Here is a 25,740-nt window from a genome sequence, read left to right as displayed (position 1 = left end):
TTGGGTATGGCCTCAGCGAGAGCCTCTTCATCTGTGAGGAAGACGCCAGCGAGTACATGCACCGCTACCCTTCTGCCTTGATCGCTGATATCCGCTTGATATGTGAACTCTACGACCGCCCGGTACTTATAATCAGCGGTGCGCTCAGTACGAGCTGTATATGGATTCTCAGGCTGGTCGCCCATTGTCCGCTCCCCTTTTATCGTAGGGAGAATCTAGTATGAACTTCCTCGATCTTTGCGCCTCCGGCGCGCGGCGCCTTCGTCCACCCTTTTCGTAACTGAGATATCGTGATCTGGGAGAAAGGCTGCACGCCAGCGGAATACTTCTGCTGGTTGGCCTGCGGGGCTTAAGGAATTAGGATTGGCGGCCCCCGCCCATATCAGCGGACTTTCCCATCAGGGCAGGCAAAACCTTGTCCACAAATTCCTTACCGATGACGATTGCCGCACCCCAGGCCTCATTTGGAAGGTCGTGGAAAGCTACGAATCTACTGATTCGAATGATCTCTCCAGTCGACTTCGCTTTAATCGAATAGCTTCCAACGTAACCACCAGGTTCCCATCGTTCGGCGTAGCCTGCAATTACATAGCCATTGTACTCAATTCGATCATCCATCGCCTCAATCGCGACTGCCAAAAATTTAATCAATGCTCGAGTCTACCTCATTTTCACAAACTTCCCGAATCCAAAAGTTTGCTGACTAGGTGGGCCTTGCGGTCACCTCACGGTGGAGCTTGAGGGAAGCTTATCGTCAACATAGTCTGCAGCAAGAATAAAGGCCGCATTGCACGCACTCTCGAAGCTCCTCCGTTGCGCGGCGCGATGCACTTCATGCACGTGTTCGCCAGTTGCTTTATCCGTGATCGTGTATCGCCCAAGCCAGCCGTCCCCATCAGCAAGGCAAGCAGAGACTGCTATGAAGTATCCCCGATAGTCGATGATCTTATGCATCTTTGGCTCCCGCGCTTGACCGTTATAATTTAGCCAATGCTCCCAAATTTTCAAACAAGCGGGCCATCAATCGAAAATAGGTTCTCTGCCTACTCCCAAGCAGGAAAAATATGGATTTACCAAATACTGTTTTAAAACAATTGAGGACGGCTCATCCCCCGAGTATTTGCGTTGTACTCAGTCGTTCGCCTCTTTGAAAATTACCCGGTCAATATACCGTCGCCCACGATCAAGAGCGTTATCGCAAGCACTGGCAAACGTCTGTCCGATCACGGCGTCGGGCATTTCACGAATCATCTTGCCTGTATTTTGAACTGTAACGACGTAGCTTCCGGCCCATACCTCGTCTGCCCACTCTTCAGCTTCTGCGGACACTACGTAGCCTTTGTATTCAAGGCTTGTCGCCATAGCGAACCTCCATTGATTCGAATCCATTTTGTTGGAAGCTACTGAGATTACTTTTCACATATCTCAAATGAGACTTGATTACTGCTGACAGTCGGCCACTTGATACGGCTCAACGAAAATGGCTGGCAGCTACCCGAGTCGGTAGATGTAAGATCGAATACTGTAATGAGGGCTCCCGGCGAATCGTCTTTGCAAGTTCTATGGCGAATCATTAACGACTTGCCAATGTTGAACAATGGCTAGCGACGGCTTTCTAGCGGAAAACATAGGGAAGCAAAAATGTCGCGTAAAAAGGCTGTGGATCTCGACAACGATGTGTTGCTTGAGATTGTGGTGAACATCCATCGCATCGTGGAGGCCCATGAAGGACAACAGAACACGCGTTTGCGAGAGATTGACTATGCCATCCATGCTGCCCTAACACTGATAGAGGCCGCCACACGCTACTTTCCGAATGACGAAGACCGCGTCGCCTCGGTCCGATCCGCTGTTGCCTTGTTTGCCGAGATTGCCGAAGCTGATTACATTCGCCCTATATATGCAGCGGCTGTAACAAAGCCAACAAAGCACTAGTGCATGATGTAGAGCGGCCTGCGCGGCAGGACTCCCTGAGCAAACGGGCACATCCAAGCTCGCATAGACTAATACCAATCCCGAGGTTAAACGAACCGAGTGTTGAGCACGGGGTCACAGGCAAACAGCATTGAGCCCAGGAGACTGCCATGTTGCCTGAGGAGACGTTGCAGAAGCTGCGGAGGCGTAACTTCGATTTTCTGGCACGGCAGGAACCTAGCGGGCCCAATCGCTTGCGCTACATGGGTCTGGCACACATCAAGGACGGCAAGACCATCACCGAAGTCGCAGCGGCCTTGCGGGTCACGCGCCATACAGTGATGCGCTGGCTGAGCTGGTTCAATGCTGAAGGTGTGCAGCGCCTGAAGGGCGTGCCGCACACCTGGAGTACCCAGCGCTTGCCCCGGTCCCAGGGAGAAACGTTTCGCCAAGCCGTGGAGCAACTGCAGCAGCAGCGCGACGGCGGACGCGTGCAGGGCGAGGATATTCCTCAGTTTCTCGCCGAGCAGTTCGGAGTGGTCTATCGCCTCAACGGCGTGCACGACTTGCTCAAACGGTTCGACATAGCGTGGATCACCGCCCGCTCGGTGAGCCCGCATGCCAATGCGGCTAGGCAGGCGGCATTCAAAAAATTTTGCGCAAGGAAGCTCAGGTGGTCCTGCTGCCTGAGGTGCCACTCGAGCACGTCGATATCTGGTTTCAGGATGAAATGCGCATTGGCCAGCGCGGCGCCCAAACCCGGATTGGGGCGCGTAAGGGTAGCCGCCCGCGCATCGTGCGCCAGCAGTAATCGGAGTCGGCGTATATCTCCGGGCGGTGTGCTCAGCAAACGATGCTGCAGTGGGGTTGGTACTGCCGTATGCCAATACCAACAGGATGGCCCTGCATCTCGAAGAGATCAGGCTCGCCATTCCGCCTGGCCACCATGCGCTGGTGGTATTCGATCAGGCGGAATGGCATACCACTGCAAGGCTCCCGCGGTTTCCCAATGTGTCGTTATTGCTGCTGCCGTCAGGATCACCCGAATTGAATCCGGCCGAACAGGTCTGGCAGCAACTGCGCGATTGCAGTCTGGCGAATCGGTGTTACGACAACTATGAGGAGATTGTGGGCACCTGCTGTGCGGCCTGGAACGCCTTGACCTAGACCCCCGGTGCCATTTGCCCTTTGTGCACGCGCAGCTGAGCGCACCTGTCGTTCCACCCCGGATCGTTATGACTCGCGATTAGTATAAGTGAGCGCAGAATAATCCGGCTGTTTTCGAACGCAACCGAATGAGCTTCGGGCGCTGGCAAAGTTCGATCATGGGCGTAGCGTCATTTAGTCACGATGAAACTGGGATACTTGAGTTCGAGCGCATTTTCAAAAATGTCTCGTCGATAAATAGGAGTTGCGCCACTAGCTACGTTGGCTGGCGAACCTGATCAATGCTCGATTGTTGACACTGGGTTGAAACGGCTTTGAAGAGTGACGTAGTTTCGGCCGAGGCTGTGTAAAAACGCGAACGCTCCGCACGGTCCATGCAGCTTGGCCTCAATAGTGCGAGAATGTGCCCCTCCGCAACCGGGCCGCTATGCTGACCTTACACAAATTCGTAGGCTTTTTTGTTTTTACACAGCCTCGGCCAAGAGCGGCCTTTAGACTTGATTGACTCAAAGTCTCCCTTTCATCTGTACAGCAGATTTACGCTGAATACCGCCTGACGATGGCAGTCGGTCGTATTTCTCGGTTTTATTGTCGCGAGAACCGGCCGCTTCGCCTCCCGTTACTCAATTCAAAGGTCAAAGAAAAGGCGAAAAAACCGCTCATGGGAAGTGGGTGTCTTCATCCTTGCGATGGAGGAGAAATAAAGACTATAACGCGCAGTGACCCGAAACAATTCCCGTTTAAACTTTCGTGATGTATTTCCTAAATGGCGGGCTGCTGAAGCGTCAAAACTCCCGCCATTCCTCGGCCGGTTTCGAGGCGGGAATCTGTTCCCACCGTATGGCGCGCGATTGGGGCGCAACGATGGCATTTCGGCTGCCTGCATCTTTCCGCGCCAGAACATGACCCTGCGACCGCTGGGCCTGGGCAACCGGCGCAGAAGAGGCCGAGGCCGTGCCTACCCTGAAGATACTGACTACCTGTGCGAGCTGCGCTGCCTGATGCTGCATCGATTCGGAAGCTGCGGCTGCTTGCTCCACCAAGGCCGCGTTCTGCTGGGTGACCTGGTCCATCTGGGACACAGCGGTATTGATCTCGCTGATGCCGGCCGTTTGCTCCTGGGAGGCCGCCAAGATTTCGCCCATGATGTTGGTTACACGCTGCACGCTGCTGACGATCTCATTCATCGTCGTGCCGGCCTTGGTGACGAGCGAAGCGCCGGTATCGACCTTGCTCACCGAGTCGTCAATCAGCGCCTTGATTTCCTTGGCCGCTGCCGCCGAGCGCTGCGCAAGACTACGCACTTCGGTCGCGACAACCGCGAAGCCGCGACCCTGCTCTCCGGCGCGTGCGGCCTCGACCGCGGCGTTCAATGCGAGGATGTTTGTCTGGAACGCGATGCCGTCAATGACGCCGATGATGTCGACAATGCGCTTGGACGACTCATTGATGGCAGCCATCGTATCGACCACCTCGCTGACCACTCTACCGCCTTGGCTGGCAATCTTCGAAGCGGAAATGGCAAGCTGGTTGGCTTGGCGGGCATTGTCCGCGCTTTGTGTGACGGTCGAAGTGAGTTCTTCCATGGAAGCAGCGGTCTCTTCCAGGGAGCTGGCCTGCTGTTCAGTACGGGATGACAGGTCCTGGTTGCCAGCCGCGATCTGGCTGGAAGCCGTAGCAATCGTATCGGTTCCCGTGCGGACTTGGCTGACGATGTCAATCAAACCATCGCGCATCGTCTTCATGGCAAACATCAGGCTCGAACGATCGCCAGCCCGAATATGGATTGCAGTTTCGAGGTCGCCGCCGGCAATGCGGTGGGCAAGTTCAGTCGCTTGCGCCGGTTCGCCGCCGATGGAGCGTTCGATGCCGCGGACGATAAGCAGTACGATCGCCGTCAGGGCAACGATGATTGCCGCAAGCAGGGCACCGGATACTATCAGGTCCTTATAAAAGGCAGCATCAACGTCGTCAATGTACAAGCCGGTCATGAAAATCCAGTCCCAAGGCTTGTATCCATTGTCATAGGCCAGCTTCGGTACGGGTTTGTTCTCGCCCGGCTTGGCCCACAAGTATTTGGTGAAGCCGTCGCCGTTGCCCTTCACTGCCTTGATGGCATCCACATAGACCAGCGTGCCGTCCGGATCCTTGAAAGCGGCGGGGTCGGTTCCAACCAATTCGGGTTTGAACGGGTGCATCAACACTGCCTTTTCACTCAGCACGGTGAAGTAGCCAGACTGGCCATAACGTAGGCTCTTGATCCGTTGTAGTGCCTGCTTCTTCGCTTCGTCCTCGGCCATTGTGCCCTTTGAGGCAAGCTCAGCGTATTCCTTGGTAATAGACAGCGCCATGTCGCCGGCATTGTGCAACTGCGCCATGCGTTCATCGAGGCGCAGCGAGCGATCACGCACGACATTGACTGTCATGACGGTAAAAAGGCAGACCCAGCTGATGATCAAGGGAAGAAAGAGCTTGGTGCGAAAGGTGAGCTTCAAGGCAGTCTCGTGTGCTATTGATTGTGTTAATGGAGGAGAGAGGGCGGCAGTAGCTCGGTAGAGCAATACCGCAGTCTTTGCTAACGCGGCGAACGCGCACTGGCTTCAACGGAGAGGACGAACCCTCTCCACAAGGAAAATTGCCGAGAAGCATCTCACAACCAATCAAAAATAGCGTTGAATTTATTTCAACTAAGAAATAAATTGACATACATCATGGAAGTCTGTCGTAAAAATATGTTGTTTCTCAATGCAGCAGGAGGAAGTGCTGTCGACCACTGAGGCGTGCGGAAGCAGTAGTGGCTATTGCCAATGGGTTTAGCGTTATCGAATGTCGCATCTACTGGTGCAATTAGCCATTGCTGACGTCGGCATCTTTCGGAAACAGGTGTTTCTGTCCAACAAAAGGCCCCTCTGTGCTGGGCCGGGGATTCGTTTTTGACCCTCTTTCCCGTAGAGAAGACACTCTTTCTATCCGTTGATTAGGACTACGGCACCTCCACATACACCCATAGCGTAGAGAGTCGACCAACTCATTGCTTGCAAGGTTCACAAATTGAAATCTTTGCAAAAAATCAAACAATTAGAGCGGTGACTTGCACGCTGGTACTGGTCTGTATCCTTGATGTAACTTTATCTGGATGGAAGAATCAAACTTTCAAGCCAGGAGTAAAGTGGCCTTACCCGTACGGCGAGCCGTTTGCGTTCTATAGTCCTATCCCCGCAGGGAAAATCAATTGCTGAATATCTTTCCATCGAATCCCGCAGACGGAACTCTTTCGCACCTATCAAGCACACTACCGCAAGATGTGCGCGAAAAGCTGATTAACATGCTGCTTACCTGCCTAGCAGGAAGTGAGCTTGCGGTCGCGCTTTACGACCCGGATGACCGACTCCAGTTTGCTAACCCTGCCTTTCGCGATGCGTATGCACTTGCTTCCGACACGTATCCCACTTGGGAGGAAATGCTGCGAAATTGCTATTCCACAGGCAAAGGGGCGGTGATTGAAAGCGACGACATTGACGCGTGGTTCGCCGATATTTCGACACGCCGCCGATGTGCAAGAGACCGAGCCTTTGAGATTGATCTCGCGGATGGCCGCTGGCTTCGGATAACCGAGTCGATGTCACCAGAGGGATGGTTGTTGCTTGTTGCATCTGATATCACCCGACTCAAGCTCAACGAACGCTTACTTGAGAGAGCTAGGGATTCCGCTATACATGCATCTCAGATCGATCCGCTCACTGGTGGGTATAACCGGCGCTTTATCTTCTCGCGCCTCGATGAGATGCTAAAAAATGCACAGACAACTTGTACCCCGTTGATCGTTGCCGTGATCGATCTTGATCACTTCAAGGACATTAACGATACATATGGTCACCTTGTAGGTGACTGTTTATTACAGCATTTTGTCGCGGAAACACAGCGAAACCTGCGGCAAACGGATCTGTTGGGCCGCATTGGCGGAGAGGAATTTCTACTCCTTCTGCCTGAGACGTCTCTGCCCGACGCCATGCAAATGGTGGAACGGCTTCGGCATGCAATAGGCAACACGGTCGCCTTGCCTGAATGGCCGGAAGTACGCTGCAATTTCTCCGCGGGACTCACGGGGGCAGGTCCGGCGGACACCGTAAGCAGTCTGTTCCAAAGAGCCGACCAAGCCGTCTATGGCGCGAAACAGAACGGGCGCAATCGGCAAGTAGCAATCCCGAGCTAGATCCGATGCAATCACGTTAATTTGCCAAAAATACAACTGATAACCTTCAAGCGCTTGCCGCTTAGCCTTACCGGTTCTGCCCAAAGTCTGAGGCCAAATTCAGACGGGAGGTGGGTCAAACGTGCAGTTCAAAGTGCTGACTGGCAGGTTGGGGTCGGGTTCGGTCTTTTTTCGCCTACATCAACCGGCCAAAAGTGGACAACGCGTTTACAGGAAATTGACGGGACATGGGAAAAGCCAGAAAACCTTGGCTAGTCGCCATCGACCAAACGACGTTACCAAATCCCAGTTCTTCGCGGTGAGTAGAACTCGGCCATAATTGCAGTAACATTTTGGCTAAGGCCGAAAGCATTGTATAAGGGACAACACATGGGGAATGGGGTCGAGCCACGGATTCTGGCTGCACAAAATCGTGAAAGCATGCAGGTGCGACTTTGGTCGACACTTGGAGCGGCGGGCGTAGCGCGCTGGACCCGCAGCCTGGATGGCTCCTTTCAAGGTCCACAGCCCTCATGGAGCAAATTGACCGGGCAGACTCAAAGCGAATTGGCCGGCTTTGGGTGGCTTGACGTCGTCCATCCAGATGATCGCGATTGCGTTCGATCGTACTGGGCTCAAGGTGCAAAAGGCGGTGTGCTCGGTTATCGACTTCGCGACGCGGCGGGTACGTGGCGCAAAGTCAAGGAGCGCAAGGCAAGTTTCGACGATGCAGGCGAATTGCTCCCGCAAACTTCAACCATTATTGAAGACGTTGGCGCGCTACGCCAAGCACAGCAGCGGCTTCGGCTTGCCCTGGAAGGCGGGAGGATGGGGACGTGGGACATCGACCTTTCAACTGGGACGATGAAATGCTCGGAACAGTGCAAATCTAACTACGGTAGACCCTCTGGTGCGAAATTCACCTACGAGGATCTGGCGGCTTCGGTGCATCCGGATGACTTTGAGCGCTGGCGTGCTGTCGTGGCCCAAGCGATCGAGTGCGACAGCGAATTCGGAATCGATTACCGCACGGTGTGGCCCGACGGCTCGGTTCATTGGGTATATGTGCGCGGAAATTGCGCTTTTGATGAGCAAGGGCGTGCGACGACCCTATCGGGCATTTCTTTGGATGTAACCGACCGGAAGCGCGCGCAGCAACTGGAGCAGGAACGTGCCGACGCAGCCATGCTTGAAAGTCGCAAGAAATCCGAGTTTTTGGCCATCTTGGCTCATGAGCTTCGCGGGCCGCTTGGGCCGGTGGTAGGAGCGTTGCAAGCTTTGCAAATGCGCGGCGACAATCCCAAGGACCGGGAGTGGCTTCGAGCATTGGCCGAGCGGCAAGTTGCTCACATGGTCAATTTGATTGACGATTTGCTCGACATAGCACGCGTAGAGCGCGGCGAAATTCGCTTGCGGCTTGAGCAGATTGATTTGCGCACCCCGTTACGACTCGCAATTGAAGCTTGCAGTGCTCTCATGGAGTCGCGTGGACAAAGCTTCCAAGAGGCGGGCTTCGACTGTCCGATTACCGCGATGGTCGATTCCACGCGGATCGCGCAAATGGCGTCGAATTTGCTGAACAACGCCGCGAAATACACGCCGCCGCGCGGCCACATTCGATTGGAGCTGAGCCAGCGAGAAGGGCGAGCCGAGATATGCGTGATCGATGACGGAATCGGCCTGGATACCACAGCATTGGAGCGCGTCTTTAATATGTTCGAGCAAGTGGAGAATCAAAAAGCGCATGCCCAAGGCGGTTTGGGTATTGGACTAGCTCTCACACGCCACCTTGTGCAACTTCACGGCGGAGTGATAACCGTGCAGAGCGAAGGAATTGGTTGTGGCTGCCGATTTTCGATTGTCTTGCCCTTAGAGCATAATTGACGCGCATCTGTTGCAGTTGCTTCAATGCAGAACTCTAAGCCACCACGCTTTCCCGTTCTCCTTATCCAAGTCCCTTGTTTAGCGCCATAAGGTGCCTTCGGCATACCGGGCCATATCGCGCTCCTCGATACCCGAGCGGCCCCTATGGCCAGGAAGCGCACAAATGTGTGACTTGACTAACAGCTACCTTGATGTGAACGCATGTTGTGAAACGTATTGCAGACGCAGCTTTGGTACAGATGGTCTCGAATGGCTGGGGACGAAAATTGTGACAAGAGAAGGCCTCGGGCTTCGCCTGCGTTACGCAGCGTTTGAGAACGTCCGTTAGCAGGTTAATCCGTCTCGATATCTCCCACGAAAACCACGAGTTTTGGCAATTTAGATAGCGAGACTACGTCGTTTACGCCGCTTGCGTTGGGCCGATGATACTACCGAGATGCTGTTCCGAGCCTTGCGCAAGGTTGGAAAAGCTTGGAAGATGCCGTGGCAGATATGGACGCAAGAAAAGAAACATTTCGCTACCATGTTCGGCGGGCACTTCACCGACGCCAGCAGCTAAACCAACCTCGAACCCGGATGAACTGACATGTTCGAGGGTGGTCTTTCCTTTCTATAAAGACACGGAAATTCTTGGAATACTGAGTGTACAAACCAACATACCATCATCGATTGTTCCAGACCAACAAAGGCATCGAGCGCCTGGCATTCCCGCTCTTTCTCCTTGTCATACTGGTTATTGCGTATGTTGTTTATCAAACGGGCGGAATTAAGTTCGTTTATTCGCATTCCATGTACTTGCCAATTTTGCTGTCGGGCTTCATTTATGGTGTGCGAGGGGGAATTTTAATTGCCGTCATTGGAGGTCTTGCACTCGGCCCTTACATGCCAATTGATTCTGTTTCTGGCGAAAAGCAAGAAACACTTAACTGGATATACCGCACCATTTTCTTCAGCTTGGTAGGTATTCTAAGTGGCGTTGCTAGTCAAAGTGTTCGTGCGCACATCAAAAGGCTCGAATGGAATTCCCGGCACGATATCAACACTGGTTTGCGCAATCGGGCAGCGTTGTTAGAAGATTTGATTGATCTTGGTTCGCAGAAATATAAATCCAGTCTATTCGCTCTCACTCTCGTCACCTTTGACAACATGGCGGATTTGAGAACTGCTTTTGGTATTGATGTAGTTGAGGATATTGTCAGGCAGGCGGCCGAGCGGTCTCAGTCAGCACACGGCCCGCACGTTGGCCTGTACCGGTCGAGCCCGGAACAAATCGCTGCAATAGTCGCCGCCAGCGCTATAGAAGAGATCGAAGGGTTTCTCGATCATCTAGTCAAACTCTTTCAGTCGCCATTTCAAATTGGGCAGGTTGCTGTGCACGCTGATGCACGGGTTGGATATGTCCGTGGCGACGTATCTACACAGGGTGTAGAAAGGCCGGAGACATTATTACTGGAGGCGGAAGCCGCATCGTTAGCTGCACACCGGAGCGGTCAGAACAGTGTGCACTATAACGCGGCCTTCATGACCGCTGTGAAAGAGAATCTTTCGCTGCTCGGTGATCTGAGACGCGCTATGGAAAATGGTGAGCTCTCGTTGCACTACCAACCAAAAATAACGATGAGTAGTGGAAAAGTTTGCGGAGCCGAGGCATTGATACGGTGGAAGCATCCGCAAAGAGGCTGGATACCACCCGGCTTATTTATTCCTTGCGCCGAGCAGAGTACCTTGATTCAGGCAGTTGTCGAATTCACTTTAACGTGCTCCCTCAAACAGATCACAGAGTGGCTTGACCAAGGCGTTTCCATACCAGTCGCTGTAAATGTCTCTCCGCGGAACTTGATCCATCCCGGCTTTGTGGACAACGTCCTGAGTTGTCTCGATCACTACGCCGTAGCGGGTAACTTGCTCGAACTGGAAATTACAGAAGGTGCGCTTATGATCGACATGGAACGAATGATCGGCGAACTGAATCGATTGGCGCAACACGGGGTTCGCATTTCGGTGGACGATTTTGGGACCGGATACTCGTCGCTGCAATACCTGCATCGGCTGCCAATTTCGCACCTCAAAATTGATCAGTCTTTTGTCAAGCGTGCACTTACAGACGCCGGGGCATCGCACATTATTGAATCAGCAATATCACTAGCACACAAAATGCACATCAAGGCTATTGGAGAAGGAATAGAGAATCAAGCCACTTATGATTTACTCGCACGACAAGGATGCGATATTGCCCAAGGATATGCGGTTTCCCATCCGCTTCCTGAACACGAGTTTATTCGATGGTATGCACAACACGAAAAGGGTTTCTCATTCACCGAACAGTAATCGGCTGACCCACTCAGATTTGATCTGAGCGGGCCATAGATGAGCAATATCAAATAAGGAAGCCAGATCTGCTTATGGCATACATATTCTCTGCGACGGATGAGAGCGGCACTGTTTTACTGAGAGATTAAAAAATGCTGAGCGTTTCAAGTCTTTTTAAGGCATACAAGATTGGAAAGCACGATTCGTTACCATGGCATTGAAGGTGATGAAGCGCTTGAAATAGTAGAGCAGACGGAGGTGTAGCACTTTGGTCAGCAAGCAGCGAAGGGCAGCATGGCGATTACCGGCCATTAGCCGCCTTTGATGCAGCGACGTTGACAGGCGACTTCCTGTGATAAAGCTGCCGCTCACGGCGATGGCGCCGCGACGCATCAACGCACTGCTCGCACAGGGCCAAGATCTTGCCCGTCCTTATGCATAGTAAGTAGGCTGCCCAGGCGCCATCTATCATCGGGAAGGGCTCTCCAATGATTGAAGCAGCTCCTGGCGAGCAAGAGCTGCTACGGGCGAAGTAGATGGACTTACCCCTGGTCCGACCTCCACCTGCAAAATGCGAGCCACCGCCGTCTTTGTGGACGAACAAAAAAACATCGCAATTTGTGCAAGGAATACCCTCCTGACCAAACCCGCGGGTGTATTTCTTGGCGGCCTTGATGCTAATCGCTACGAAACGTGTAAAGCGTCCACGTTTTTACACAGCTCGGGCGGTTTCGGTCCTCCGCCATCGGCGGCAGCCAGCCAATTGCAGACGACCGTGCATTGGCGTCGAACGGTTGCCGCCTGCTCAGGCCGGGAAGACGGTGGACTTTCTCACCGCTACCGTCCCGGGAAGTAAGCCATCAAGATGAAGCGCCCCCGTGCGGGATCAATTCGCATTCGAAATGGCTGTACCGGAAGAGAGAAAGCGCCCGCTGCGTTCCCCTACGAGCAGGCTTTCTTGTGGTTAGCGTGATTACCCTTGGCTTTGGCGTCAGCTTCGCTCATGTATTCGCCTGCCTTGGTCTTGCCATAATATTTGGTCCCGGGACAATGGTAGGTCTTTGACCCGGTGTTTACCCAGACCTTGCCGTCGCCGCCACCTTGCGCTGCGGTTTCGGGAACCTTGTACGTCGACTTCGAACCTGATTTTGGTGCCGGCAACGGCTTTTCACCCAATCCAGGCGAGGCCTCACGCCCGGTCGTTGTCATGGGATTCGGCACGGTGTTCGTTGGCGCGGGCTTTGTGGCTGGCGCCGTGCTTGGGCTCTGTGCAAACACGGCGGCGGATAATGCCAAGGCGACACTGAATCCAAACATCTTCAAATGATTGTGCATACATGGTCCTTTGATAGAAGTGAAAGAAAACCAAAAATCGACGAGACAGATCAACCGCAAACGGCTGGCTCTCAAGCTGCAGCCATGCCGACCCAACTCAAGCAACCCTTTCCGGAATCCCGCCACTGGCACTGGTGAGCCTGTACAGTATCTTTCAACATGCAGACTCAGGCAAACAGTGCGCTAGTGTGCCGTAACCTTCGTCGTTCCTTTAAAAGCGTGTTTAATAGTAAGCACGACTCCGGAAATATGTTGCTGCATGGGAATGGTGATTCCTTGCAGTGCCGGAATGTTGTTTGGGATGCAAAGGCTCTATATCATGATGCTTTCGGCCCATGACGATCTGACCAAGATGCTGGGTGCATTTGCCGATGATTCCGGGCATCTGGATGCCCGGCCAAGCCAGCACCAATTTCTTGCGCCTGGGCACCGGTAATCCAGACCAAAAACAATGTAGCAATGCCGAAATGCTTTTTCATTTGCGTTCCTGTAGCAGGTCGCTCACCGATCCCGCATGGTTGTGGCATTGATAAAACGGTTGGAACGCCTTTCGGTTGACGGCCACATGCATCGATGACCTGGCCTTCGATCATCAACCGCGCGCCGTGACTGGCGAAAGGCGGGCACTTTCATTTTGCCTCACCGCCTGTGCCGAAGTGGCCATGGGCTACAACATCTGCAGGTCGCGACGTTGTTAGGCCAGGTGCTAATCCACGATGAGACCTGAGTCGGTCAATCGCTTCGGCCTCTTATGCGTGTTGCCTTTCGTGCAGCAGTGGTAAATTGGACGTCCAGCACGCCGGATCGGAATGCGCCATGTCCAAAGCCGCCAAATATTTCCTTATCGGTCTTGCGGTCCTGTTGAGCGTCGTTGCGGCAGGCGTCGCTACCTTTGTCGCGACCTTTGATGCGAATGCCTACAAGTCGCAGATCATTGCGCTGGTCCAGCAGCAGAAGCAGCGCACGCTGAGAATACCCGGCGACATTAGGCTAAGCTTTTTCCCTAAGATCAGTGCCGACTTGGGCCGGGTGAGCCTTTCCGAGCGCAATGCAAGCACGCAATTCGCCAGTGTCGAGAGTGCAAAGGTATCGTTCGCACTGCTTCCGCTGCTGAGCAGGCAACTGATCGTCGACCGCGTCGAGATCAAGGAGTTGAACCTCCAGCTTCGGCGCGACAAGGACGGGACGACCAATTATGACGACCTGCTGGCCAAGCAGGAAAGCAGTGGCCAGCCTGTTCGCGTCGACATCCATAGCGTGACAGTCGCCAATGCCCGGATCGCGCTTGACGACCAGATGGCGCGGCGCGAGATCGAGATTACTGAACTGAACTTGCAAACCGGGCGGATAGCCAATGCCGTACCGGGCAACGCGCAGGTGACCGCCCGCATCAGGAGCACCAATCCACAGTTGGATGCCAGCCTGATTGTGAAGACGAAGTTCAACTTCGACCTAGACCGCAAGCGCTATGCGTTCGACGCCCTTGAGGGCGAATTGAAAGGCGCCACGCCCGGTATCACCGACCTACTGGTGCACGTTGCCGGCAATGCCGATCTGCAGCCCGAAACCAAGCAGTTCGCGCTTGCCGGTCTAAAACTGTCGGTGACGGGAAAGCAAGCTGGACGGCCGCTCGCGCTCAGCCTAGATGCGCCAAAACTGATTATGGATGGTGACAAGCTCCATGGCGGCAAGGTCTCGGGCGAAGCTAGGTGGTTTTCGAGTGGCCGTGACGTGAATATGACTTTCTTGCTACCTGCGTTCGAAGGCACACGGCAGGCCTTCCAACTGCCGGCGCTCACCTTGGCTGCGACACTCAAGGACGCCACTACTGATGCAAAAGTCAGTGTGGCGGGGAGCCTGACGGGCGATTTCGACCAACTCCTGTTTTCTTCACCAGCGCTCACCGCAACGCTGTCCGGAAAACAGGGAGCGACGACCATCGCCGGCACGATTTCCACTGGGATCACGGCCAATTTGCCGTCCGGCCGCATCGACCTGCCAGGCATCGCCATCGATGTGACGCTGCCCAATCCAGGCGGTGGCGCAATGAAGCTGGGGGCCAGCGGCAGCGCATTGGCCGAGTTGAGCCAGCAGAACATGAGTGCCAGGCTGAGGGGAAAGCTCGACGACAGCAGCTTTGATGCCACGCTCGGGCTTGTCGGCTATGCGCCAGCCGCCTATACCTTCGACATCGATGTCGACAAGCTGGACGCAGACCGGTATCGCGCAGGAACGCCTGTCGGCGCCGGACAGGGCAAAGCCAGGCCCGCAGACCAGCTGGAAAAGCCAATCGACCTGTCGGCGCTGCGCCTGCTAGAGGCGAGCGGCAATCTACGTGTCGGCAGCCTAAAGGCAAAAAACATCCGGCTTTCCAATCTCCGCCTGTCGATGAAGGCGGGCGGCGGCCAACTCGACATCAACCCGCTCAGCGCCAGCCTGTATGGCGGGACCATGACTGGTGCGGCAGGGGTGGTCGCCGCAACACCAGCGAAATTTTCTGTGCGGCAGTCGCTGTCCGGGATCAACCTTGGCCCTTTGCTGAAGGACGCGATTGGCAAGGACCCGGTGGAGGGGCGCGGCAACGTGATGCTGGATGTAACGACCGAGGGCGGGCTGGTCGCGCAACTGAAGAAGAACCTGAACGGCAAAGTGGAAGTTGCGCTGCGGGATGGCGCGGTCAAAGGATTCAATGTAGGACAGATCATCCGTACCGCCAGGAGTCGTATCGGGGAATTGCGCGGCACGGTGCCCGCGCAATCCGGCACCGGCAACGCGGCTGAAAAGAGCGATTTCAGCGAGCTGACCGGCAGCTTCAACATTGTTCGTGGAATTGCCCGCAACCAGGACTTACGGGCCAAATCGCCACTGTTGCGTGTAGAGGGGGCAGGCAACATCGATATCGGCGAAGACCGGCTTGATTATCTGGTCAAGACTACCATCGTGTCCACGTTGCAAGGACAAGGCGGTCCGGAACTACAGGCGCTAAAAGGGCTGACCGTCCCGGTCCGGCTGTCGGGGCCATTCACCTCCATTGGCTATCAGGTCGACTTCACTGGCATAGCCGAAAACCTTGTCAGAAAGCAGCTGGATAGCCGCAAGGACGAGATCAAGGGCCGGGTCGAGGATCAATTAAAGGACAAGCTCGAGGGGCTGTTCGGACGATGACTTTGGCAGCCGAAATCTTTTGTTTTGAGAATTCAGTTTACCTGTTTCTGCCTTGCAGCGTCCCGTTTATCACGCGCACTGCCTGTCGCGTCCGACATTTTTTCGACGGGATTTGAACTGAAAATAGTTCTTTGACGCGTGTGCGCCAGTCAGGAACTTGTCGGACTCTTCCGACCCGTTACTGGCGGTGGTGCAGCATATTCGGCTTCAAGCACAGATCGATAGGAAAACCCCGCAAAAACCGCTCCAAGAATAGGTGCGATCCAGAACAGCCAAAGCTGCTGAAGCGCCCAGCCCCCGACGATGAGTGCAGGCCCAGTGCTGCGGGCCGGGTTCACGGAGGTGTTCGTTATCGGAATGCTGATCAGATGAATCAGTGTCAGCGCAAGTCCGATCGCCACGCCTGCAAACCCCACTGGCGCGCGTTGATGGGTGGCGCCCAGAATGACGATCAGGAACATGAACGTCATAACGAACTCGGTGATCAGTCCGGAAAGCAACGTGTACTTTCCAGGCGAATGGTCCGCATAGCCATTGGATGCCATGCCATCGGCCAGAGTGAAGCCTGCCTTCCCACTGGCAATCAGGTAGAGCATGGCTGCGCCTGCAATGCCGCCAATGACCTGCGACATAACATAGGGCAAAACGTGTTCTGCTGGAAAACGCCCGCCAGCCCATAACCCGACTGACACTGCCGGATTGAAGTGCCCGCCTGAAATTGGACCAAGCGCGTAAGCAGCAGTCAGCACCGTCAGGCCAAACGCGAGCGAAACGCCGAGCAACCCGATACCTACCTCGGGAAATGCAGCGGCAAGGACTGCACTTCCGCACCCGCCCAGGACCAGCCAGAAAGTACCAAGGAATTCAGCAACGAGTTTCGCAGTCATGACGCTCCTCCAGCATGGTTAATGGCAGAAATCGCTGCCTGTTGAAGCTGTCTCGGGAAGAAGTCGGTTGGCGTACTACGCCGCTCATCAATGGTCAACGCTCTCGAAAGCCACGACTGCAACCCATGCAAATCAATACATGCAGAGACCGCTGGTAATTCAGGCTGAATCAAGCATGATCGGCGTCGTCGTGATGTGTTTGACGTTGGTCAGGAATTGCTGCCTTTCGGTGGCGGCAGCGACAGTGGCCATCCGCATTTTTAGGCGGTATTACTCAGAAAAGTGCATGTATGCATCTTATTTGCGGCTTGTTACTTATTAGTGAAGCTGACCGCATCTGTTTTCAAAATTGCGCTTCCTATAGGAATTAATTTCTGGAAATAGTTTGAGCAACGTCTGACGCACATCAACTGTGCCAAGTAATCACCAGGCCGATTCATCGGCCGGGATATGAAACATCTATAGTGAAGGTGGCACAACTACACCTGAAGGGATTCGATATGAAAGCCCCTCTCTATTGCACGGTACTTATCGGAGTTTTCATCGGTGCGGTATTGCCTGCATCAATTGCAAACGCCCAGCTCGGCGATCTTCTCAATAAGGAAAAGCAGGCAGGGTCGACTGGCAGTCTTGGAAATTTGGGAAACTTAGGAGGGATGGGGGGCGCATTGTCGGGCGAGTCCGTTACTGCTGGAAGCACAGGTAACGTCGCTGGCATTCTGAGCTTCTGCATCAAGAATAACTACCTGGGTGGAAACGCGGTCTCGTCGGTGAAGGACCGTCTCATGGGCAAGCTCCCAGGAGGATCTTCTTCGTCTGACAGCGGCTATGCCGATGGCGAAAAAGGCATTCTTAACAGCAGCAATGGCAAGCAACTTGATTTAAGCGGCGGGGGCTTGAAGGATAAGATCACCAAGCAAGTTTGCGACACAATTCTTTCGCAAGCGAAGTCCATGCTGTAAGTCGCCTTTGAATTGATTTTCTGATAGCTCGTTATGAATCAATGATTTTTGGTGGGAAGGTTTTTGGATTCGTGTCCTGATACGGCGGAACGACAAGCGATGCCTGCTAACGGTGCGGTTTGTTAGGACGCTTCGATATCTGCCTTCCTTGGACGGTCTGTCGAAGCCGTTCTTGTGCAATCCTTAATAAAGGATTATTAGTTTGCTAACGTTATTCCATGGTAGGATTTACCGCCAGTCTATCCTTAGAGAGGAAGAGCACATGCATCTGATCTGGACGATTATCATCGGTTTTGTCGCTGGCCTGATTGCAAAGGCGCTCACGCCGGGGGCGGGTCCTGGCGGTTTCTTTCTTACCGCCGCGCTCGGCATCGCCGGCTCGCTGGCAGCGACCTATATCGGTCAGGCGCTTGGGCTGTATCCGCCAGGACATGCCGCAGGATTCATCGCTTCGATCATCGGCGCGATCGTGCTGCTGCTCGGATATCACCTTTTTACACGCAACCGCGTTAATTAGAAGGAGGTTTGACATGGGACTCTTCGATATCCTTACCCAAGCGCTCAGTAGCGGCAACGTTAGTGGGCACCAGTTCGACCAGGTTGCGCAAAACGTACCAGACAACGTGCTGGCCAATGGCCTAGCCGGCGCATTTAAGTCGAATGAAACACCGCCCATCGGTGAAATGGTGGGTCAGCTATTTGGTAATTCGAATCCGCAACAACAAGCCGGTATGCTGAACCAGATCCTTTCGGCGCTAGGACCGGCGGCTGGTGGAGGCCTCGCAGGCGGTGTGCTCGGCCGTATCATGAACCCTGGCAGCAGCCAGATCACGCCCGACCAAGCTTCCCAGTTGTCTCCACAGCAGGTGCAGGAAGTTGTCGACCAAGCACATCAGACAAATCCCGGCATTGCTGACGAACTCGCTGGATTCTACGCGCAGCACTCCGGGCTGATAAAAACACTTGGCGGGGCAGCCCTTGCAATCGCAATGGCCAAGATGAAGGATCACCTGAATCAATGATAGTTGCGAGCATACGGTTGCGAAATTAACTGGCGGCCGGTCTACACGGCAAAGCCGTGCCCGGAATGCAGTTCGAGCACGGTGAGGTGAAACCTTTGATTGCTGAAAATCTGAAGGGGATACTGGCAAGTAGGTGGCGCCACCCTAATGTGCTTTCGGCTGGCCCTTGGCCTTTTAACATTCGAATAAATTGAAGCTCGTGCTGAGATAGTTCAAATCATTGTGATGAAAGGCGTTGCTCTTTGATACCTTATGACGACAAACAACCAACGTCCATATTATGGATTCAAGGCGTTTGTGCTGGCTATGATAGGCTGTTGTAATTTAGAAAACAGGAGATCCGGATGAGCATGCTTCAAGAATTCAAAGCGTTTGCCGTGAAAGGCAATGTGGTCGACTTGGCAGTCGCGGTCATTATTGGCGCGGCCTTCGGCAAGATCGTGGAATCGCTTGTGCAAGACGTGATCATGCCGATTGTGGGGAAGATTTTCGGTGGACTGGATTTTTCTAATTACTATCTGCCGTTGAATAACCAAAGCATGCAGCTGCCTTTGGCAGAAGCGAAGAAAGCCGGCGCAGTATTGGCTTACGGTAACTTCCTAACTATATTGATCAACTTCATTATTCTGGCATTCATCATTTTCCTGATGGTACATATGATTAACAAGGCAAGGACCCTGACCTTGCGCAAGGAAGCACAGGCGCCTGTCGTAGAAGCACCGCCATCGGAAGATGTGCTGCTTCTTCGCGAGATACGTGATGCGCTCAGGCAGCCAGGCGCATTGCGCTAAAAATCACTCGTCAACAAGGTCATTGGGGATAGCATGCTCCGTTCAGTTCTTTCTGTTATTGCCGCCACTGTACTTTTTTCGCTAGCCAATGGAGCCTTTGCCCAAAAGGGGACTGTATACGAGCCAAGCGCCGGCAATCCAGGCCCCTCATCCGGCAAGATCGCCTGGTATGGCGGTAAGTTCAATGGTCGCAAGACGGCAAGTGGCGAACGCTTTAACGCCAGCGCAATGACGATGGCCCACAAGACGCTGCCGTTCGGAACCCGCGTCAGGGTCACAAATCTGAAAACCCACAAGAGCGTCATCCTTCGGGTCAATGATCGTGGTCCGAGTTCGCCTGACCTGGTGGGTGACGTGACGCTCGCTGCAGCCAAAAAATTAGGGATGGCGCATTCTGGAATCGTCGAAGCCAAGTTGGAAGTTGTCGGAAGGACCCCCAAACGCACGGCCCATAAATCCTGATTATTTACCGGCTGGAATAGTGCCTCGACGAGTGCTGACCGGTGCCACGGATATCAGTTAATGAAGGATTGGCGGAGGGCTTTGTATTTCCGGTTCCAGTAGGATGTACAGCGGCAGCGCCAGTTCTTCGGCTTTGTGCTTGTCGTATCCCTTGGCTATGAACTCGTCGATTTTCGCCTGTGTGTAGACCGCGACGATGTGGAGGGCCGCGTAGAATTGTCCGGCATCTTTCAATTCCTTGGTTTTCCTGGGTAGCCACTTCTCCCAATGTTCCCTGGCCTTGATTGCCAGTTCCTGTATCCGCTGGTCCATCCCGTCTCCTCTCCCGTCGTTTCCCTGCATGGCATGATGACAACGCTACAGTTGTGCGATACCGGCCGGAATGCGGTTTCGCAGATACAACGTTGATAGTGTCAATTGCTGCCTACTGCAAATGATAAGTATGGGACTGCGTGAAAAGGAAATCGAGAGATTTATAGCACGCGAATGGAGTGAGGCGATTGATCGCTTGCTCAATTCTGGTTCCCTCACGGAAAAGTGCCTGCCATTTGGGGTGTTGATTCATTTGCGGTTTCATCTTGTCGTGCTATATAGCTTGCCAAGCCATTCATAGTGAGTGCCGGGGAAAATAGGCCAGTATTCCCCTAATCGGTATTGGACATCTGGACTTTGATCAGCCAACGTCCATCACGCTGACGCTCGAAAATCCGCAGCGTGTTCCCACTAAGGTGCTTTACCGAACTGCCTTCTCTCAGCTTCAAAACGGTCCATCGGCAAGTCTGGTAGGCTAGCCTGCCTTCCTGGTGCAGATCAACGATTTCAAGAGTCGGCTTCAGAAATCCATTCTTCAGCATCTCAAACCAAAACTGCACAATGGCTGTACGCCCTTTGATTGGTTCGCCGCCTTGAGGCACGATAACGGCATCCGGTGTGTACATTGGTCCAAATGCCTGGGCATCCCGGCTGTTATAAACAGCTAACCAACGGCTATTCTCAACTTCCATTTCTGCGGCAAAATCTCTCGCAGCAACACCAGTAGAAGCCCAATGTAGGATAAAGAATATCGCAGCAACGAAGTTGCGCCGGAGCTTCATTCACGACTTCCTCTCCTGAGAGGAATTACACAGAGATCGTTGCGACTGATGGACACCACCGTGCTTCGCCCAAAGGCATGCCAGTCAAGAGCCTGAGGGCTTGGTCCGGTCAGCCCCAAGCGTCTGCACAGCGTATTGGGCATCAAGCACAGTTCAACAGACTAACGGGCAAGGGCCACACCAACGACAGGCGTGACCCAATGCAGTCGATTACGGAAAGTCAGTCTTTGAGGTCTGCGGGCACCTTTCCGCCATTCGCGGCCAGTTTGTTCATTACCTGACGGTGAAGCCAGATATTCATCGAGGCAGAATCATTCGTGTCACCGCTATAACCTAGCTCGCCGGCAAGTTCTTTGCGTGATTGCAGGCTGCTATCAAGACCAAGCAGCTTGAGCAGGTCGACGATGGAGGTACGCCAATTAAGGGTTTGTCCGCTTGACTGCGCCATGCCGTTTAAGATTTGTTCAACATCGACTTCCGGCATGTTCTGCGTCGGTGCCGCTGCGGACGTAGTGGCTGGCCCAGTGTTTCCAGCTTCTGGAGCAGCAGGTGAAGCTGCGCCTGGTGCATCTGCCTGAGCGACAGCGGGATGGGAAGAAGGAAAGATTTTATGGAATATATTGCCTAGTATGCCCATATGTTGCCTCTCTTTAAGATTAGATGAACTTCTGCGGTCGGTAAAGAAATACGGATGCATCTGGTATTTCATCCCATTCCTGCTGTTCGGGAATGGGACTATCAAATTGACAAGTTTTAGCAAACTACGTTCCCAAATATCCTGCGTACAGGTTGCTTTAGGCAATCGGGTTGAGCCATGCGGTCATTTGCCTTTTAGCAAGGAACGCGCTGAAAGTACGTATTATGCTCAATGACATACCACCCCTTTCACAGGAGTGCTTTTGAACTTCATCCCTTGGATTAATACCAATCCCAATATGCCTAAAGACTATTGCGCATTAATTACGCTTTTGCACTTAACGTCTTTCGCAATGTTTTGATAAATGAATGGCGATACATCTTTTCCACCTCATCTTTTAACGACATGCCGGGTGGAACGTCGTACTGGCTTGACCATTCGATATTGCACTGTGATTCCGATGCAGGCGACACTTTGACTGTCGCGACGTAATTTTTAAGCGGCCATGGCGATTCGAGCAGAGCATAGCTAAACTGGCACCCCTGCTCGTCATGCATCTCACATCGTTCCACAGCTAGGCCAAGCGGCGTCTGCACGCGGCGCACCGCGCCGACTCCGTCGCCATTGGCATCAAGAATCCGTCCGCTTGACGCCCACGCGCTGATATCGTGGAAATCCCGTATCAACTGCCATACCGCTTCTGCAGAAGCAGGAAGCCCTTCCTTCACATAGACTTGTTCCATAGTGGCAGCTTCCTTGTTTTGTACAATCAAAATAACTCGAGACGTCCCTATGCGATTGACCTTCGTCAATCTCCTTAGTAGGCGATATTTCTTTCATGAAATGCCACCAACTACATTGCTGGCTTTACCATCGCCCGTTTTCTTTTCCCCGTGCCTACGGATGGTCGTGCTCCCCCTATGGGGGCCATGCCTCGTGTCCTTTCGTCACATGTGCCTGGAAGCGTCGTCCGTTGGAACCAGCCGCTAATTAACAGGTAAGAAAGAAAGGGAAGCGCCTCACGAAAAGGTGCTCATGCAGTAAGGTACTTAAGAACAGCAACAGATTAAGCGAGGGGCTGGCGAGGCCGGCTCCTTTGCAGAATTCTAAATTTCCGCCTGCTCTGGCGCACAAAGCGGACCTTCAAGGCATGTTGATGAATGTCCGCGTCGGGTCGGAATCGCACTTTTCGACTCAGGCAGCACCCGGCCAAAGCGGATATTCACCTTTACTCGATAGCGGAAGCGTCTCTTGGCCAATCCACGTGGAGTTTTTCCACCGCTTACCAATGTCGTGCATTGTTAGTGGAGTGTAAGTAGATTTCCGTGGTGGACAGCATGCATCGCTGTTAGGCAGAAAGGCATCGGCAATTGAGTGTCGAATCCGGTAACTATCTCGAAGCTATGGCCGTACCTTCTTGATAACGAATCCTCTTTCGATCGAATCCCTATCAGCTGTCCATTTGTGGGCGAGACGGCCTTGCACACGGCTTGAAGTTGGGTTGTTGGAGTCGGCGTCGTAAGCAAATGCAAATAGACTAGCCAAGACTAGTCGCTTGACCTTTGTTTTTAATCCGCATAGCCGGGCATCTCGCGATCTAACACCCGCATCATAGCCGCGAAATAGAGCGCCTCGCGCTCTTCCTGCGAATGACTGTTGCGCGGATTTGGTCGGCTCACCTTCTCCACAGTCGCCTCGTCAAGTACCGCTAACGGCCGCCCGGTAGACATTGCCAATATTTGCGCACGGCAAACGCGCTCTAGCTTGTACAGACGTCGGTAAGCCTGCGCGATCGTCTCGCCGATCACGAGAACGCCGTGGTTTTTCATAAAAAGAATTTGCTTGGTGCCTAAAATGGCGGCAAGTCGTTCGCCTTCGCTCACCGAGGCAGCTAGGCCCGCGTAGCCGTCGTCATAAGCAATGTACGGCGTGAGAAAAGCTGCGGTCTGGCTCCCAGGGAGTAGGCGGTTGTCCTCCATCATGTTTAGCGCTAAGGCCCATGTCTGATGAGTGTGCAAGACCACATTGGCACCAGTGATTCGATGAAGAGGAGCGTGAATGCTCAACGCACTGAGTTCCAGAGTTCCATTCCCTTCGAGAACATCGCCGGCTTCGTTAAATACGATCAAGTCACTCGCCTTTGCTTCGGACCAGTGCTGGCCGAACGGGAGTACCAGATACCGATCTTCTTTATTCGGAACACGCACTGTGAAGTGGTTATCGATTCCTTCTTCCAGGTCGTCGTAGACCGCCAGTCGGTTCGCGGCTGCCAAATGAACGCGGACTCTCCAATCCTCATCGTTTTCGTGATTCATTCGAACAGTCCTTGCTCATGCAATGTCAAAGTGGGGTGTGTACGTCGTCGGGCCCGCCAATCATGGTGTAAAACCGATTGAGGCTGATCGGGCTGATGAACGAACTCCTAGCTTAAGAGCTTCCTGAGTAGCAGGCTCCACTGTATCACCGTATGGAAGAAATCTGTTTCGGAGAGCCGGACATCCGGCGTCTCTCTGGGATGCGCTACTCGGCCTTCACGCCGGCAGTCGTGATAACCTTCGCCCATTCGACGATCTCGTCGTTGAGGAACTTTGAGGCTTCCTCGGGCGTTTCCGCCACAGGCTCGATGCCCAGCTCCTCGAACCGCTTCTTGATGTCTAGCGAGGCCACGGCGTTGGAGACCTGCGCCGACATCTTGTTGACGATGTCTTTGAAAGTTCCGGCCAGGGCGAGGAACATTACCCGCGTCGAGGATTCAAGCCGCGGGCCGCCGGCCTCTGCGATCGTCGAAACCTCGGGCGCGCCGGCCAGGCGCTTCTTGGAGAAGATCCCGAGGGCGCGTATGCGCCCGGACCGCGCCAATGGGAGCACGGAGCTCTGCGTATCTGTCAACGCCTAAATCTGTCCTCCCATTAGGTCCTGCGCGTTGAGCGCCCGTTTGCCTGAACACAATGAGAGTCCTTTCATCAAAGGAGACTCTCATGAACTTCCATATCGAACATCCCAAGGCATCGGTGCCTTGGAACAAAGGTAGGCTTGTCGGCCAGAAGGCTCCGCTGAAACTGAAAGAGATCTGGGCAATCCGAATAAGGCTTCAGCTTGCCGAAAAAGTGCGTGATTTGGCATTGTTCAATCTCGCCATCGACAGCAAGCTACGTGGCTGCGACTTGGTGAGCTTGCGTGTTTTGGATGTCGCCCAAGGTAAGGCAGTCCTGCCGCGCGCCATGGTTATGCAGCACAAGACGCATCGGCCGGTTCAGTTTGAGATCACCGAGCAGACCCGGCAGTCAGTTACCGCATGGATCGAGAAGGCGCACCTCACTTCCAACCAATATCTTTTCCCGAGTAGGGTCGCCAAGTCACCGCATCTGTCTACTCGCCAGTACGCGCGCATTGTGGCGGGCTGGGTGGAATCAATCGGTCTGGATGCATCAGCTTACGGCACGCACACTATGCGACGGACGAAGGCAACACTGATCTACCGACGGACAAAGAACCTGCGAGCCGTCCAGCTCCTTCTCGGGCATACAAAACTAGAGAGCACCGTGCGCTACCTTGGCATTGAGGTTGATGACGCGCTTGAAATAGCTGAGCAGACAGAAGTGTAGCACTCGGTCGGTAAGCGGCCCAGTGAAGCAGGGCGCTTACCGGCCAGAAGCGGACCTATGCGCACCAAAATTAATGAGTGGTGCTGATACTGAAACACGAACACCCACATTCCACAAGCAGCATGCTAGACTTCCCACTCTTCCACACCACCGGAGCATGATGACATGAACAAGTAATGCGCTGATGCCCTAGCATCATCTGCCTATCGCTGCCTGCGCGCGATCTGTCAGCCGCATACTTGTGTTCAGTCGATCATTGCTTCCGCATACCTGCATGGCCCGGTCGGGTCAAGCGGTTCCGCCGTTGTCGCGG

Annotated in this window: 26 protein-coding genes and 1 pseudogene; 13 read left to right on the top strand and 14 right to left on the bottom strand. The window is 53.8% G+C overall.

Features of this window, described 5'->3' with window-relative positions:
• Window positions 1-357 precede the first annotated feature (357 nt).
• From JJB74_RS12920 to JJB74_RS12910, 3 genes are all read right to left on the bottom strand, one after another.
• Window positions 358-651 (bottom strand): hypothetical protein, encoded by a 294-nt coding sequence (locus JJB74_RS12920; RefSeq protein WP_200592265.1) that lies wholly within the window; start codon window positions 649-651, stop codon window positions 358-360.
• Window positions 652-720: 69 nt separating this feature from the next.
• On the bottom strand, window positions 721-954 hold the full coding sequence (locus JJB74_RS12915; RefSeq protein ID WP_200592264.1) for a hypothetical protein: 234 nt from the start codon (window positions 952-954) through the stop codon (window positions 721-723).
• Between the two features lie 177 nt (window positions 955-1,131).
• The gene (locus JJB74_RS12910) at window positions 1,132-1,362 is read right to left on the bottom strand and encodes a hypothetical protein (RefSeq protein WP_200592263.1); all 231 of its coding nucleotides are present in this window, start codon (window positions 1,360-1,362) and stop codon (window positions 1,132-1,134) included.
• A 279-nt stretch (window positions 1,363-1,641) separates the two neighbouring features.
• Here JJB74_RS12910 and JJB74_RS12905 point away from each other — a divergent pair, with 279 nt between their 5' ends.
• Both JJB74_RS12905 and JJB74_RS12900 read left to right on the top strand, forming a co-directional pair.
• Window positions 1,642-1,935 carry a hypothetical protein gene (locus JJB74_RS12905; RefSeq protein WP_200592262.1) on the top strand — a complete coding sequence of 98 codons (294 nt, stop codon included), beginning with the start codon at window positions 1,642-1,644 and terminating at the stop codon, window positions 1,933-1,935.
• 149 nt (window positions 1,936-2,084) lie between these two features.
• Window positions 2,085-2,507, top strand: a pseudogene (locus tag JJB74_RS12900) (helix-turn-helix domain-containing protein); the annotation flags it as partial.
• Here the strand turns inward: JJB74_RS12900 and JJB74_RS12895 are convergent.
• Window positions 2,456-2,764, bottom strand: a complete 309-nt coding sequence (locus JJB74_RS12895; protein ID WP_200592261.1) for a hypothetical protein — start codon at window positions 2,762-2,764, stop codon at window positions 2,456-2,458. The pseudogene JJB74_RS12900 and the gene JJB74_RS12895 overlap by 52 nt on opposite strands.
• An 11-nt stretch (window positions 2,765-2,775) precedes the next feature.
• On the opposite strand from JJB74_RS12895, the gene JJB74_RS12890 reads away from it, so the two are divergent.
• Entirely contained in the window at window positions 2,776-3,081 is a 306-nt protein-coding gene (locus JJB74_RS12890; protein ID WP_200592260.1) for a transposase, read from the top strand.
• A gap of 785 nt (window positions 3,082-3,866) precedes the next feature.
• On the opposite strand, the gene JJB74_RS33925 is transcribed toward JJB74_RS12890, so the two are convergent.
• Window positions 3,867-5,540, bottom strand: a complete 1,674-nt coding sequence (locus tag JJB74_RS33925) for a methyl-accepting chemotaxis protein (RefSeq protein WP_325170124.1) — start codon at window positions 5,538-5,540, stop codon at window positions 3,867-3,869.
• A gap of 773 nt (window positions 5,541-6,313) precedes the next feature.
• On the opposite strand from JJB74_RS33925, the gene JJB74_RS12880 reads away from it, so the two are divergent.
• The 3 genes from JJB74_RS12880 (at window position 6,314) to JJB74_RS12870 (ending at window position 11,485) form a co-directional block, all read left to right on the top strand.
• Window positions 6,314-7,294 (top strand): sensor domain-containing diguanylate cyclase, encoded by a 981-nt coding sequence (locus JJB74_RS12880; protein ID WP_200592259.1) that lies wholly within the window; start codon window positions 6,314-6,316, stop codon window positions 7,292-7,294.
• A gap of 369 nt (window positions 7,295-7,663) precedes the next feature.
• A complete protein-coding gene (locus JJB74_RS12875) occupies window positions 7,664-9,157 on the top strand; it encodes a sensor histidine kinase (protein ID WP_200592258.1) in 1,494 nt (497 codons plus the stop codon).
• A 642-nt stretch (window positions 9,158-9,799) separates the two neighbouring features.
• Complete coding sequence (locus tag JJB74_RS12870) at window positions 9,800-11,485, top strand: putative bifunctional diguanylate cyclase/phosphodiesterase (RefSeq protein WP_200592257.1); 1,686 nt, start codon at window positions 9,800-9,802, stop codon at window positions 11,483-11,485.
• Window positions 11,486-12,409: 924 nt separating this feature from the next.
• On the opposite strand, the gene JJB74_RS33235 is transcribed toward JJB74_RS12870, so the two are convergent.
• The gene (locus JJB74_RS33235; protein WP_234484142.1) at window positions 12,410-12,802 is read right to left on the bottom strand and encodes a signal protein; all 393 of its coding nucleotides are present in this window, start codon (window positions 12,800-12,802) and stop codon (window positions 12,410-12,412) included.
• Window positions 12,803-13,119: 317 nt separating this feature from the next.
• Complete coding sequence (locus JJB74_RS12860) at window positions 13,120-13,281, bottom strand: hypothetical protein (protein ID WP_200592256.1); 162 nt, start codon at window positions 13,279-13,281, stop codon at window positions 13,120-13,122.
• Between the two features lie 337 nt (window positions 13,282-13,618).
• Here JJB74_RS12860 and JJB74_RS12855 point away from each other — a divergent pair, with 337 nt between their 5' ends.
• Complete coding sequence (locus JJB74_RS12855) at window positions 13,619-15,967, top strand: AsmA family protein (protein ID WP_200592255.1); 2,349 nt, start codon at window positions 13,619-13,621, stop codon at window positions 15,965-15,967.
• Window positions 15,968-16,116: 149 nt separating this feature from the next.
• Here the strand turns inward: JJB74_RS12855 and aqpZ are convergent, their stop codons facing one another.
• Window positions 16,117-16,854 (bottom strand): aquaporin Z, encoded by a 738-nt coding sequence (gene aqpZ / locus JJB74_RS12850; RefSeq protein ID WP_200592254.1) that lies wholly within the window; start codon window positions 16,852-16,854, stop codon window positions 16,117-16,119.
• 500 nt (window positions 16,855-17,354) lie between these two features.
• On the opposite strand from aqpZ, the gene JJB74_RS12845 reads away from it, so the two are divergent.
• From JJB74_RS12845 to JJB74_RS12825, 5 genes are all read left to right on the top strand, one after another.
• Window positions 17,355-17,816 (top strand): DUF2501 domain-containing protein, encoded by a 462-nt coding sequence (locus JJB74_RS12845; RefSeq protein ID WP_200592253.1) that lies wholly within the window; start codon window positions 17,355-17,357, stop codon window positions 17,814-17,816.
• Between the two features lie 262 nt (window positions 17,817-18,078).
• Window positions 18,079-18,333 carry a GlsB/YeaQ/YmgE family stress response membrane protein gene (locus tag JJB74_RS12840; protein WP_200592252.1) on the top strand — a complete coding sequence of 85 codons (255 nt, stop codon included), beginning with the start codon at window positions 18,079-18,081 and terminating at the stop codon, window positions 18,331-18,333.
• Between the two features lie 13 nt (window positions 18,334-18,346).
• The gene (locus tag JJB74_RS12835; RefSeq protein ID WP_200592251.1) at window positions 18,347-18,838 is read left to right on the top strand and encodes a hypothetical protein; all 492 of its coding nucleotides are present in this window, start codon (window positions 18,347-18,349) and stop codon (window positions 18,836-18,838) included.
• A 344-nt stretch (window positions 18,839-19,182) separates the two neighbouring features.
• Window positions 19,183-19,629, top strand: coding sequence for a large conductance mechanosensitive channel protein MscL (gene mscL / locus JJB74_RS12830; protein ID WP_200592250.1), 447 nt, complete (start codon window positions 19,183-19,185; stop codon window positions 19,627-19,629).
• A gap of 33 nt (window positions 19,630-19,662) precedes the next feature.
• On the top strand, window positions 19,663-20,091 hold the full coding sequence (locus JJB74_RS12825; RefSeq protein ID WP_200592249.1) for a septal ring lytic transglycosylase RlpA family protein: 429 nt from the start codon (window positions 19,663-19,665) through the stop codon (window positions 20,089-20,091).
• 57 nt (window positions 20,092-20,148) lie between these two features.
• Here the strand turns inward: JJB74_RS12825 and JJB74_RS12820 are convergent, their stop codons facing one another.
• The 6 genes from JJB74_RS12820 to JJB74_RS12795 form a co-directional block, all read right to left on the bottom strand.
• On the bottom strand, window positions 20,149-20,403 hold the full coding sequence (locus JJB74_RS12820) for a hypothetical protein (RefSeq protein WP_200592248.1): 255 nt from the start codon (window positions 20,401-20,403) through the stop codon (window positions 20,149-20,151).
• 332 nt (window positions 20,404-20,735) lie between these two features.
• The gene (locus JJB74_RS12815; protein ID WP_200592247.1) at window positions 20,736-21,185 is read right to left on the bottom strand and encodes a YybH family protein; all 450 of its coding nucleotides are present in this window, start codon (window positions 21,183-21,185) and stop codon (window positions 20,736-20,738) included.
• A 220-nt stretch (window positions 21,186-21,405) separates the two neighbouring features.
• Window positions 21,406-21,822: a DUF3597 domain-containing protein gene (locus tag JJB74_RS12810; protein ID WP_200592338.1), complete on the bottom strand. Its 417-nt coding sequence runs from the start codon at window positions 21,820-21,822 to the stop codon at window positions 21,406-21,408.
• 323 nt (window positions 21,823-22,145) lie between these two features.
• Window positions 22,146-22,565, bottom strand: coding sequence for an SRPBCC family protein (locus JJB74_RS12805; protein WP_200592246.1), 420 nt, complete (start codon window positions 22,563-22,565; stop codon window positions 22,146-22,148).
• A gap of 825 nt (window positions 22,566-23,390) precedes the next feature.
• On the bottom strand, window positions 23,391-24,137 hold the full coding sequence (locus JJB74_RS12800; protein ID WP_200592245.1) for a class II aldolase/adducin family protein: 747 nt from the start codon (window positions 24,135-24,137) through the stop codon (window positions 23,391-23,393).
• 205 nt (window positions 24,138-24,342) lie between these two features.
• Window positions 24,343-24,690 (bottom strand): tripartite tricarboxylate transporter substrate-binding protein, encoded by a 348-nt coding sequence (locus tag JJB74_RS12795; RefSeq protein ID WP_200592244.1) that lies wholly within the window; start codon window positions 24,688-24,690, stop codon window positions 24,343-24,345.
• A gap of 110 nt (window positions 24,691-24,800) precedes the next feature.
• On the opposite strand from JJB74_RS12795, the gene JJB74_RS12790 reads away from it, so the two are divergent.
• The gene (locus tag JJB74_RS12790) at window positions 24,801-25,427 is read left to right on the top strand and encodes a tyrosine-type recombinase/integrase (RefSeq protein ID WP_200592243.1); all 627 of its coding nucleotides are present in this window, start codon (window positions 24,801-24,803) and stop codon (window positions 25,425-25,427) included.
• Window positions 25,428-25,740 lie beyond the last annotated feature (313 nt).

The sequence above is a fragment of the Noviherbaspirillum pedocola genome, from assembly GCF_016632335.1.
In the GTDB taxonomy this organism is placed as follows: Bacteria; Pseudomonadota; Gammaproteobacteria; order Burkholderiales; family Burkholderiaceae_D; genus Noviherbaspirillum_A; species Noviherbaspirillum_A pedocola.
This window is presented reverse-complemented; position numbering and strand designations above follow the sequence as displayed.